This window comes from Motilibacter peucedani, from assembly GCF_003634695.1.
In the GTDB taxonomy this organism is placed as follows: domain Bacteria; phylum Actinomycetota; class Actinomycetes; order Motilibacterales; family Motilibacteraceae; genus Motilibacter; species Motilibacter peucedani.
In genome coordinates this window covers 61,853-73,287 of sequence record NZ_RBWV01000017.1, presented here as the reverse complement: position 1 = coordinate 73,287, position 11,435 = coordinate 61,853, and the positions used below count along the sequence as shown (strand labels likewise).

The following is an 11,435-nucleotide window of genomic DNA, read 5'->3' as shown; positions in this document are numbered from 1 at the left end:
TCCGCGCACGCGGCTTCGGACACCGCGCTTCGGACACCACGCCCCTGCGAAAGGCCGACCGTGTCCTCTGCCCTGCAAGCCGTGTTCTTCGACATGGACGGCACGCTCGTCTCCAGCGAGGAGCTCTGGTTCGAGAGCGAGCTCGCCATCTGCTCCGAGCTCGGAGGTGTCTGGACCGAGGCTGACCAGGAGGCGGCGCTGGGCGGGCAGCTCACGACGACGGCGGCCATGCTGCTCGCCCGGGCCGGTCGCGACGACATGGGCGTCGACGAGGTCGCGCAGTGGATGCTGACCGACATGGAGCGGCGACTGCGTACCTCTCCGGTCCACTGGATGCCGGGTGCGCGCGAGCTGCTCGAGTCCGTACGCGCCGCAGGCGTGCCGTGCGCGCTGGTGACCGCGTCCTACCGCTCGCTCGCCGACGCCGTGCTCGACGCCGTGGGCCACGACCGGTTCGACACCACCGTCGCCGGTGACGAGGTGCCGAACATGAAGCCCGCTCCCGACGCCTACCTCGAGGCCGCCCGCCGGCTCGGCGTCGACCCGCGCGGCTGCGTGGTCATCGAGGACTCGCCGACCGGCGTGCGCGCCGGCGAGGCCGCCGGCTGTGCCGTGCTCGCGGTGCCGAGCCTCGGGAGCGTCGAGCCGGCACCGACGCGTACGCTCGTCGGCTCGCTCGAGCAGGTCGATCTCGACTTCCTGCGTGGTCTGGTCGACGCGCCGCTGCGCCAGGCGAGCGCCTGACGCAGCGGGGGCCTCAGTCCTCGCCGACGTCGCGCACGACGCGGTTGAGGACCGTCGAGACGATCGAGATGACCAGCGCCCCCAGCACCGCGGCCCAGAAGCCGTCGACGTCGAGGTGCACGGTCAGCTTCGCGGTGATGCCGACCAGTGCCGCGTTGACCACGAGGGCGAACAGCCCCAGCGTGAGCAGCGTCAGCGGGAACGCCAGCACCCGCAGCACCGGCCCGATCACCGCGTTGACGAGGCCGAAGAGCAGCGCCACCCACAGGTAGGTCGCCCAGCCCCCGCTCACCTGGATGCCCGGCACGATCCAGGCGGCCAACCAGATGGCGAGGACCAGCACGAGCCAGCGGAGCGCGAGTCGGAGCACCATGCCGGCAGCCTAGGGGGCCTCAGTCGGTCGCGATCGCCTGCAGCACGTCGAGCCGTGCCGCCCGTCGCGCCGGCAGCACCGCGGCGAGCACCCCTGCCAGGGCCGCGACCACGAGGTAGACCACGAGGCTGCCCGTCGGGATGCCGAGCTCGGTGATGCCCTGCCCGGCCAGCGCCCGCTGGAGCGCGACGCCGATCGCCGTGCCCACGACCAGGCCGAGGATCCCGCCGAACACGCAGATCACCACCGACTCCACGCGGATCATCCGCTTGACCTGCCGCCGGCTCATGCCCACCGCCCTCAGCAGACCGAGCTCACGCGTCCGCTCGATGACCGAGAGCGCCAGGGTGTTGACCACGCCCAGGATGGCGATGAGCACCGAGAGGGCGAGCAGGATGCTGAGCAGGTTGACCAGCTGACCCACCTGGTCCTGCGCCTTCTTCACGAACTCCGAGCGGTCCTCGACCGAGATCGTCGGGTAGGCCTTGGTGACCTTGTCCAGACCACTGCGTACCGAGGCGAGCTGCGCGCCGTCCTTCACCTGCACCAGCGCGGCGAAGCTGCGCTGCGAGGCGAAGTGCGTCGCCTGCGCGTCGGAGAGGATGTAGTCGCCCGCAAGCGCGTTGTCCTTGTAGATGCCGCGGACCTGGAACTGCCCTGTCGACCCGTCGGAGAACGAGATCGGCACGCTCGAGCCCACCGAGAGCCCGCGGTCGTCGGCCACCTTCTTCGAGACCAGCAGCTGGTTCCCCTGCACGCCGTCGGGCTTGCCCGCGTCCTTCGCCAGCAGGATGCCGCGCCCGACCGCGTCACTGGGGATGGCGAGGACGTAGACGCCCTTGCCGCCGGTGCGTACGTTGTCGCCCTTCAGCGGCGCGACCGCGCTGACGCCCGGCACACCGCGCGCCGCGTCGACGACCGTGTCGGGGAACCCGCCGTTGTCGGTGTCGAGCAGGAAGTCGGCTCCCACGCTGTCGGTGGCGATCTTCGAGACGCTGGCCTTGAACGACGCACCGAGGACGCTCACGCCGCTGATCAGGGCGAGCCCGATCATCAGCGCCGAGGCGGTGACCGCGGTGCGGCGCGGGTTGCGGACGGTGTTCTGGCCGCCGAGCCGGCCCGGCATGCCGCGGCGGAACAGCAGCCCCACCGTGCCGGCGATCGGACGGGCGAGCAGCGGCGAGAGCGCGGAGATGCCGAGGAACGCGACGAGCGTGCCGAGTCCCAGCCAGATCAGCGGCGCGCCGTTGAGGCCCGCCACGATGCCGACGATCCCCACCGCGAGCAGGCCCGCGCCGGCGACCGCCTGCCGTCCGAGCGGACGGTCCGCCGTGGCCGCGTCGCGCAGCGCCGCGACGGGCGCGATGCGCGATCCCCTCCGGGCCGGCAGCAGGGCGGCGACCGCGGTCACCAGGATGCCCACCGCGAAGGACACCAGCACCGTACGCAGCGCGATGACCGTCGGAGCGTCGGGCAGGTCGACCCCGAAGCCCGAGAGCAGGGCCTTGAGGCCGTAGGAGATGCCGATGCCGGCCGCGAGCCCCAGCGCGCTGGCGATGAAGCCGACGACGACCGCCTCGGCCAGCACTGAGCGGATCACCTGACCCCGCGAGGCGCCGATCGCGCGCAGCAGCGCCAGCTCGCGCGTCCGCTGCGCCACCAGCATCGAGAAGGTGTTGAAGATGATGAACGCGCCGACGAACAGCGCGATGGCGGCGAAGACCAGCAGGACGGTGTTGAAGATCTTCAGCCCGCTCTTGATGTCGTCGGTCTGCTCGGCCGCGAGGGCGGTGCCGGTCAGAGCTTCGGTGCCGCTGGGCAGCACGCGGTCGACCCGCTGCAGCAGCTCGTCCTGCGAGACGCCGGGCTTCGCGACGAGGTCGATCTCGTCGTAGGTGCCGGCGCGGTTGAGCACCTGGTGCGACTCCGCTTCCGTGAACCACACCGAGGTCTCGCCGCCGAGGGACTTGCGGCCGCGGTCGTAGCCGAGCACGCCGGAGACGGTGTAGGTCTTGGCGGGCCCGTCGGTGAGCACGGGCACCCGGTCGCCGACGGTGTAGTGGCCCTTCTCGGCGGCGAGCCCGTTGAGCACGACCTGGTCGTCGGTCGTGGGCGGGCCGCCGGCCGTGAAGTGCCCGGTCTCGAGCGTGCCGCCGACCCAGTTGAAGCCGAAGGTGGGCGGCCCGGCCGAGCCGACGGCGTCGCCGTCCTTGTCGACGATGGTCGCCGAGCCGACGACCTGGCCGTGCGCCTCCTTGACGCCGTCGACGTGCGCGACGGTGTCCGCGAGCGCGACGGGCACCGGCGTACGCGTGTCGCTGGTCGTCGTGGACTTCCCGCGCACCGCGACGGCGATGCTCTTGTTGACGTCGGTGAACAGCGAGTCGAAGGTCTTCGACAGCGAGTCGGTGAGCACGAAGGCTCCCGAGACGAAGCCGACGCCGATGACGATGGCGAGGGCCGAGAGGACGAGCCGCACCTTGCGGGCGAGCAGGCTCCGGAACGTGGCGCGCAGCATGGGGGTCAGGACCTCCGGCCGAGGCCGTCGAACTGCTTCATGCGCTCGAGCACCGACTCGGCGGTCGGGGCCGCCATCTCGTCGACCACCCGGCCGTCGGCCAGGAACAGCACGCGGTCGGCGTAGGCGGCGGCCACCGGGTCGTGGGTGACCATGACGATGGTCTGGCCCATCTCGCGCACGCTGCGGCGCAGGAAGCCCAGCACCTCGGCGCCGGCGCGCGAGTCCAGGTTGCCCGTCGGCTCGTCGGCGAACACGATCTGCGGCCGGCTCGCGAGCGCACGGGCGCACGCGACGCGCTGCTGCTGGCCGCCGGAGAGCTGGGTCGGCTTGTGCCCGAGGCGGTCGCGCAGGCCGACGGTGTCGATGACCGTGTCGAGCCACTCCTTGTCGGGCTTGCGCCCGGCGATGTCCATGGGCAGCGTGATGTTCTCGAGCGCCGTCAGCGTCGGCAGCAGGTTGAACGACTGGAAGATGAAGCCGATCTTGTCGCGGCGCAGCCGGGTGAGGGCCTTGTCGTTGAGGCTCGTCAGGTCGGTGTCGCCGATCAGGATGCTGCCGCCCGTGGCGTCGTCGAGCCCGGCGACGCAGTGCATCAGGGTCGACTTGCCCGAGCCGGAGGGGCCCATGATCGCGGTGTACTGCCCGGTCGCGAAGTCGACCGACACGTCGTCGAGCGCCACGACCCGGGTGTCGCCGGTGCCGTAGACCTTCGACAGGTGCACGGCTCGTGCGGCTGTCCCCGTCAGGTCGAGGGTGGAGGTGGTCATCGCTGTTGCTCCCCGTTGTCGCCAGTCCTGTTGTCGTCGCCGACGAACCTAGTGATCACCGGGAGGCATGACGTCGTCCTCCAGGCGGGGATCCGGTCTCCTACCTGGGGTGGAGGAGCGAGCCGGACGACCCTGGGACGCACGACGTCCCCCAGGGAGGACCCCTGGGGGACGTGCGGTCCCGCGGTGGGCCGTGCTAGCCGGCCGGGTGGCCGACGAGGCCGCCGGCCGGGTCGGCGCGCAGCTCGCGCGCCGGCTCTCCGCTGCGCAGCAGCACGACCGAGCGGTGGACGCTGCGGGTCAGCGCCGTGGTGAGGCTGCCCTCGGCCAGCTGGGCGGCGGCACCCCGCGGCGACGAGCCGACGGCCACCAGGCGGGCGTCGACCTCGTCCGCGTGCTGGGCGAGCACCCGGCCGGCGGCCGCGTGGTCGCCGACGCTGTGCAGGAGCAGGCCGCTGGCGCGTACGCCGTCGGCCGCGAGCCGGTCGAGGTGGCCGACCAGCCGGGCGCGGGCGTCCCGCTCGTCCTCGGGGGTGATGGCGAGCTCCTCCACCACCGCGGTCTCGCGGACGTGCACCACCTCGAGGGGGCTGCCGCTGGTCCGGGCGATCTCGGCCGCGGCGCTCACGACGCCCTCTGCGTCGGAGGTGGAGCCGACCGCCACGACGACCGGACGCGTGCCGCGCTCGGCCGCGGTGCCCACCGGCTCCAACGTCGGCTGCAGCACCTCGTCGGCCTCGGACTGGCCCTGCTCCGCCGCCTCGAGCAGCCGGTGGCCGGTGGCCAGCACCGCGATGGCGAGGACGAACGCGGCGGCGCCGACGTAGAACGGCACGCTGAGGTCCCAGTGGTCGGCGAGCTTGCCGGCGGCGTAGGGCGCGAGGCCGCCGCCGATGAACCGCACGAATCCGTAGGCCGACGACGCGACCGGGCGCTCGACGGGCGACACGAGCATGACGGCCTGCGTCGTGAGGGTGTTGTTGATGCCGATGAACGCGCCGCTGACGATGACGGCCACGATGACGACCCAGCTGCGGTCGACACCCGCGCCGATCGCGGCCAGCACCACGCCCAGGGCCAGCAGGTTCGCGTAGAGCACCTTGGCGGTGCCGAAGCGGCCCTGCAGGCGAGGTGCGACGAAGACGCTGAAGACCGCCACGAGGACGCCCCAGGCGAAGAACACGTAGCCGAGCCGGATCGCGCTGAGCTCCATGGGGTAGGGCGCGTAGCCGAGCATCGTGAAGAAGCCCCAGTTGTAGAGCAGCGCCGTCAGGCCCATGGTCAGCAGGCCGCGGTGGCGCAGCGCCGCGAGCGGCGCGGTGAGCGGGGTCGGCGTCGCCGGCGTGGGCAGCGAGGGCACGAACAGCACGGTCGCGACGAGCGCGATACCCATGAGGACGGCGACGCCGTAGAACGGCCCGCGCCAGCTGATGCTGCCCAGCTCGCCGCCGAGCAGCGGCCCGACGGCGATGCCGAGGCCGAGGGCCGTCTCGTAGAGGATGATCGCGCCCGCGAACCCGCCGCTCGCCGAGGCGACGATCACGGCGAGGCTGGTGGCGATGAAGAGGGCGTTGCCCAGGCCCCAGCCGGCCCGGAAGCCGACGATGCCGTTGACGCTGCCGGCCGTGCCGGCGAGGGCGGCGAAGACCACGATGATCGAGAGCCCGACCACCAGCGTGCGCTTGGCGCCGATGCGGCTCGACACCGCGCCCACCACGAGCATCGCCACCGCGGTGACCACCAGGTAGCTGGTGAACAGCAGCGACACCTGGCTCGGCGTCGCGTGCAGCTGCTCGGAGAGGGCCGGCAGGATCGGGTCGACCAGGCCGATGCCCATGAACGAGATGACGCACGCGAAGGCGACGGCCCAGACGGCACGGGGCTGTGTGAACGGGCTGGCCGTCGTCGCGTGCGCAGAGGAAGCGGTCACTGCGGATCTCCAGTGGTGGTGCGTGGTGTGGTGGTACGTGGAGTGGTGGCGCTCTGGCCGAGCGAAGTGAGACGGTCGAGCGCGGGAGTGGCCCGGCGTACGGCACCGCGGTCGTCCGGGGAGAGCTGGTCGAGCAGGCGGCGCAGCGCGTCGGCGCGCTCCGTGCGCCGCCGGCCGATGAGCGCCTCGCCGTCGGCAGTGGCCGAGACGAGCACTACCCGGCCGTCGTCGGGCGAGGGGGCGCGGGTGACGAGGCCTGCGCGCTCGAGAGTAGTCACCAGCTGGGTCATGCCCGGCTGGCTCACGCCCTCGCTCGCAGCGAGGTCCGTGAGCCGGGACGGGCCGCCGTGCACCAGCCGTGACAGCGCCGCAGCAGCCGGCAGGCTGAGCTCGCCCTCCGTGGCCAGCCGTCGCACGACCCGGACGAGCTGCTCGAGAACCCTTGCGAGCTCCAGGTCCGCTGCGTCGGTCACGCACTCAACTGTATAAGCGTCTTATGTAAATCGCGAGAGCATGCTCGAGCCGCCGGAACGACGTAGGTGTGCGTCAGATGTCGTCATGGCGACACAGGACGCACAGCTACGACCGACGCGCCGCGCGGGGCGCCGGAGCCACCCGCGTCAGGCCCCGCCCGGCCGCACAAGCCCGCTCTCATAGGCGAACACGCACGCCTGCACGCGGTCTCGCAGGTCGAGCTTGGTCAACACGTGGCCGACGTGCGTCTTGACCGTCGTCTCGGAGACGAAGAGCTCGGCCGCGATCTCGCCGTTCGACAGGCCACGTGCGACGAGCCGCAGCACCTCGAGCTCCCGCTCGGTCAGCCGCGACAGCGTGTCGGGCACCACGGGCGTACCCGTCGGCAGCGACGCAGCGAAGCGGTCGAGCAGTCGACGCGTCACCCGCGGCGCCACCACGGCGTCGCCGGCCGCCACCACTCGGATCGCCGCCACCAGGTCGTCGGCCGGGGCGTCCTTGAGCAGGAAGGCGCTGGCGCCTGCGCGCAGGGCCTCCACGACGTACTCGTCGAGGTCGAAGGTCGTGAGCACCAGCACCCGCGCGTCGACGCCCGGGTCGGCGACGATGCGGCGGGTCGCCTCGACGCCGTCCATGCGCGGCATGCGGATGTCCATGAGCACGACGTCCGGACGCAGCTGGCGCGCCCGCTCCACCGCCTCGACGCCGTCGGCGGCCTCGCCGACGACCTCGATGCCGTCCTCGGCCTCGAGGATCATGCGGAAACCGGTACGCAGCAGCGGCTGGTCGTCGACGAGCATCGTGCGGACCGCCGGGCCCGGGGGAGGCGTCATGGCTCGAGTCTGGCGTACGCGGCGCACACGTATGCGCCTCGAGCGGGCCCGGTCACGGCGCGACCGCGTCGACCGGGATGCGGGCGTGCACCGCGTAGCCGCCGCCCGCCCGCGGGCCGACGCGCAACGATCCGCCGTAGAGCGCGACGCGCTCCTGCATGCCGACCAGGCCGTGGCCCGAGCGCGTGCCCGGGGGAGCGGCGACTGCGGCCGCGCCGCGCCCGGAGTCCTCGACCGCGACGCAGATGGCGCCCGGCTCGCACGCCACCCGCACGACAGCGGCGGCGGGGCCCGCGTGCTTCAAGGTGTTGGTCAGCGCCTCCTGGACGATGCGGTAGACGGTGAGGTCGACGCCGGCAGGCACGTGCAGCGGCGGGTCGCAGAGGTCGACGTCGACCGCGAGCCCGGCCTCGCGCACCTGGCCGACGAGTGCGGGCAGGTCGGCCATGCCGGGGGAGGGGGCCAGCTCGGCCGTGGTCTGGCCCTCCTCGCGCAGGACGCCGACGATGCGGCGCATCTCGCCGAGGGCCGCCCGGCCGGTCGACTCGACCGCGGCCATGGCCTCCTTGCTGCGGGCGACGTCGCGGTCGACCGTGCGCTGCGCCGCCGCCGCCTGCACCGTCATGACCGACAGGGAGTGCGCGACGACGTCGTGCAGCTCGCGGGCGATGCGGGAGCGCTCCTCCGCGAGCGTCGCCCGCAGGTCAGCCTCGCGCTCGCTCTCGAGCCGCTGGGCGCGCGACTCGAGCTCGGCGGTGTAGGCACGGCGGTAGCGGATGCTGCGGCCCAGGGCCCATGCCGCGACGTAGATCCCGGCGCTCAGGAACGAGGTCCAGAAGGTGTCGGCCACCCCGTCGACGAGGGTGACGACGACGTAGGCGGCGAGCGCCAGCCCTAGCAGCGTGACCGCCTGCGCCCGCTCGAGCAGGACGCCGACCGTGTAGAGCACGACGAGCGCCGACACGCTGCCTACCTCGGCCGGGTAGTGCGTCCCGTAGGCGACGCACACGCCGGTCACGACGCAGCAGAAGGCGACCACCGGCGTACGCCTGCGCAGCGCGACCGGCAGGGTGTAGCTCAGGAGCAGTGCGACCGCCGTGACGCCCACCGGGTGCAGGTCGGGCACCTCGTCGGCGGTGTCGAGGCTGGCGCGCACCTCGGCGGACATCGTGGCCAGCCCGAGGGCGACGAGGCAGGCGGCGAGGGCGGCGTCGAACGCCATCGGCCGGGCGTGCCACCACCGGCGCACACCGCTCCACACCTCTGCCACCAGCGCACAGTACGTGCCGGCGCAACGAGCCCGCGTCGCCCGCCGGGCTGATCGTGCCCGGTGCCCCTCATCCCCAGGGACGAGACCCCTTGTGCCGCGCTTCGCCCAGTGATATCACAGTGATATCAGTTTTCCGCAGTCTGGGAGGAGCGCGACGATGTCTGTGCTGGAGACCCCGGTCGAGCCCAAGGGCGTCCCCGTCGGCCACGAGGGCGCGCGCGTCGACATCTCGGAGCGCCCCGCCCGCGACCTGGGCGCCTGGCTGGCGGTGCTGCTGCTGCTCGCGCTCGTCGCCGCGGCCGTGGTGCTCGGCTCCACGACGCTGCCGGCGCTGATCCTCGTGCCGGCGGTGCTGTTCGTCGTCGTGCTCTGCTCGATCGTCGTGGTCCAGCCCGGGCAGACGCGCGTGATCCAGTTCTTCGGCCGCTACGTCGGCACGGTGCGCAAGCCGGGGCTGTCGTGGGTGCTCCCGCTCACGACGCGCTCGTCGGTCAGCGTCCGGGTGCGCAACTTCGAGACCCGGCACCTCAAGGTCAACGACGCCGACGGCAACCCGGTCGAGATCGCCGCGATCGTCGTCTGGCAGGTGGCCGACACCTCGAAGGCGGTCTACGCGGTCGACGACTACCGCAACTTCGTCTCGGTGCAGGCGGAGTCCGCGCTGCGCCACGTCGCCACGACGCACCCCTACGACGACGCCACGGAGGACGGCACCTCGCTGCGCGGGTCCACCGACATCGTCGCGGGCGAGCTCGCCGCCGAGGTGGCGCAGCGCGTCGCGCTGGCGGGCGTCGAGATCGTCGAGGTCCGCATCAGCCACCTCGCCTACGCCTCCGAGATCGCGCAGGCGATGCTGCGCCGCCAGCAGGCCAACGCGGTGGTCGCGGCCCGTTCGCGCATCGTCGAGGGCGCTGTCGGGATGGTCGAGATGGCTCTGCAGCGGCTCAACGAGGGCGGCATCGTCGACCTCGACGAGGAGCGCCGGGCCGCCATGGTGAGCAACCTGATGGTGGTGCTGTGCGGCGACCAGCCGGCCTCGCCGGTGGTCAACGCCGGGTCCCTCTACACGTGACCCGGCTGCACCGATGAGCCCCGAGCGCAAGCAGGTGCTGCTGCGCATCGACCCCGAGGTGCACGACGCCCTGAGCCGCTGGGCCGGTGACGAGCTGCGCAGCGTCAACGCCCACATCGAGATGCTGCTGCGCCAGGCGCTGACGACGGCCGGTCGGATGCCGCGCAAGGCCGGTCCGCTGCCCCGCCGCGGGCGGCCGCCGGCCGGCTGACGCCCGCTCGCGGCCGGGCGGGCGCGGCAGCGCCCGCCTACGATGCCCTGCGTGGGTGGCGCGGAGGTCCGGGGGCTGCGGCTGGGACGCGTCTGCGGCGTACCCGTCGTCGTACGCCGCGGCTGGGCCGCCGTCGCCGCGCTCCTGACGTGGGCGTTCGAGCCGGTCGTCGACGACCAGGTGCCAGGCCTCGGTGCCGGCGCCTACGCCGTGTCCGCCGCCTTCGCGGTGCTCCTCTACGCCTCCGTGCTGGTCCACGAGCTCGGCCACTCGCTGCTCGCCCGGCGCCTGGGCCTCGGCGTGACGCGCATCGAGATCGGCCCGCTGGGCGGCGGCTCGCTCCTGGCGCAGGAGCCGGCCGGGCGCCGGCACGAGGCCGCCATCGCCGCGGTCGGGCCCGTGTGCTCGCTCGTCCTGGGCGCGCTCGGGACGCTGGCCGCGGGAGCCGCGCCCGACGGCGGGGTGGCGCGCGCCCTGGCCCTCGAGCTCGCCGTCGCCAACCTGCTCGTGGGCGTCGTCAACCTGCTGCCGGGCCTGCCGTTCGACGGTGGCCGGGTGCTCGTCGCGCTGCGCTCCGGCGGGCCGGGCGGACGGTTGCGCGGCGTACGCTCCGCGGCCCTCGCCGGCCGCACCCTCGCACTCGTCGTGGCGGGCGCGCCGTTCGCCGCCGCGCTCGCCGGCTGGACCCGGCTCGACCTCGCGCTGGTGGTGCTCGCCGCCGCCTCGGGCGCGTGGCTCTGGGTCAGCTCGGCCGCCGCGGCCAGGACCAGCGAGCTGCGCCTGCGGGTGCCCGGCCTGAGGGCGGGCGCGCTGCTGAGCCAGCCGCTCCGGCTGCCCGGCGACACCCCGGTGTCCGAGGCGCTGCGACGGGCCGGGGGCGCCGGAGTGGCCGTCGTCGACGGCCTCGGACGGCCGGTGGCGTACGCGTCGGCCCGGCAGCTGCGCACCGTCCCCGAGCTGCGCCGTCCGTGGACGGCGGTCGGCGGTCTCGCCGCGCCCCTCGGCCCGGCGGTGACCGCGACGCTCGGCGGGCGCGAGCTCCTCGACACGCTCGCCGGGTCGCCTGCGGAGGCCTACGGCGTCACCGCGGGCGCCGTCGACGGCACGGCCGAGCTGGTCGGCGTGCTCGTCGCGCGCGACGTGGCCGCAGCGCTGGGAGCCGCTTCCCAGCCGGTGGCCTACCCTCGACGCGCACCGGGGGCCCGGCTGCGTACCAGCCGGAAGGACGTCGTGTGAGCAG

The 11,435-nt window shown here is 73.4% G+C and carries 11 protein-coding genes; 4 read left to right on the top strand and 7 right to left on the bottom strand.

Translation table 11 applies throughout. From position 1 onward, the window contains the following. Positions 1 to 81: 81 nt before the first annotated feature. Entirely contained in the window at positions 82 to 744 is a 663-nt protein-coding gene (locus tag CLV35_RS18980; RefSeq protein WP_231122060.1) for an HAD family hydrolase, read from the top strand. A 13-nt stretch (positions 745 to 757) separates the two neighbouring features. Here the strand turns inward: CLV35_RS18980 and CLV35_RS18975 are convergent, their stop codons facing one another. The 7 genes from CLV35_RS18975 to CLV35_RS18945 form a co-directional block, all read right to left on the bottom strand. Further along, the gene (locus CLV35_RS18975; protein ID WP_121195084.1) at positions 758 to 1,117 is read right to left on the bottom strand and encodes a phage holin family protein; all 360 of its coding nucleotides are present in this window, start codon (positions 1,115 to 1,117) and stop codon (positions 758 to 760) included. 19 nt (positions 1,118 to 1,136) lie between these two features. Beyond that, the gene (locus tag CLV35_RS18970; protein ID WP_121195083.1) at positions 1,137 to 3,635 is read right to left on the bottom strand and encodes an ABC transporter permease; all 2,499 of its coding nucleotides are present in this window, start codon (positions 3,633 to 3,635) and stop codon (positions 1,137 to 1,139) included. A 5-nt stretch (positions 3,636 to 3,640) separates the two neighbouring features. Beyond that, positions 3,641 to 4,405 (bottom strand): ABC transporter ATP-binding protein, encoded by a 765-nt coding sequence (locus CLV35_RS18965; RefSeq protein ID WP_121195082.1) that lies wholly within the window; start codon positions 4,403 to 4,405, stop codon positions 3,641 to 3,643. A gap of 196 nt (positions 4,406 to 4,601) precedes the next feature. Further along, the gene (locus CLV35_RS18960) at positions 4,602 to 6,335 is read right to left on the bottom strand and encodes an MFS transporter (RefSeq protein WP_231122059.1); all 1,734 of its coding nucleotides are present in this window, start codon (positions 6,333 to 6,335) and stop codon (positions 4,602 to 4,604) included. Next, entirely contained in the window at positions 6,332 to 6,808 is a 477-nt protein-coding gene (locus CLV35_RS18955; protein WP_121195081.1) for a MarR family winged helix-turn-helix transcriptional regulator, read from the bottom strand. Before CLV35_RS18955 ends, CLV35_RS18960 begins: the two co-directional genes overlap by 4 nt. A 147-nt stretch (positions 6,809 to 6,955) precedes the next feature. Continuing rightward, entirely contained in the window at positions 6,956 to 7,642 is a 687-nt protein-coding gene (locus CLV35_RS18950) for a response regulator (RefSeq protein WP_121195080.1), read from the bottom strand. A 52-nt stretch (positions 7,643 to 7,694) separates the two neighbouring features. Beyond that, positions 7,695 to 8,912: a sensor histidine kinase gene (locus tag CLV35_RS18945; RefSeq protein ID WP_147432015.1), complete on the bottom strand. Its 1,218-nt coding sequence runs from the start codon at positions 8,910 to 8,912 to the stop codon at positions 7,695 to 7,697. Between the two features lie 157 nt (positions 8,913 to 9,069). Here CLV35_RS18945 and CLV35_RS18940 point away from each other — a divergent pair, with 157 nt between their 5' ends. The 3 genes from CLV35_RS18940 to CLV35_RS18930 are packed head-to-tail and all read left to right on the top strand — an operon-like array spanning position 9,070 to position 11,431. Beyond that, positions 9,070 to 9,984: an SPFH domain-containing protein gene (locus CLV35_RS18940; protein ID WP_121195078.1), complete on the top strand. Its 915-nt coding sequence runs from the start codon at positions 9,070 to 9,072 to the stop codon at positions 9,982 to 9,984. A gap of 13 nt (positions 9,985 to 9,997) precedes the next feature. Next, positions 9,998 to 10,195 carry a hypothetical protein gene (locus tag CLV35_RS18935; protein ID WP_121195077.1) on the top strand — a complete coding sequence of 66 codons (198 nt, stop codon included), beginning with the start codon at positions 9,998 to 10,000 and terminating at the stop codon, positions 10,193 to 10,195. 51 nt (positions 10,196 to 10,246) lie between these two features. Then, on the top strand, positions 10,247 to 11,431 hold the full coding sequence (locus CLV35_RS18930; protein WP_183062081.1) for a M50 family metallopeptidase: 1,185 nt from the start codon (positions 10,247 to 10,249) through the stop codon (positions 11,429 to 11,431). The last annotated feature ends 4 nt before the right edge of the window (positions 11,432 to 11,435 follow it).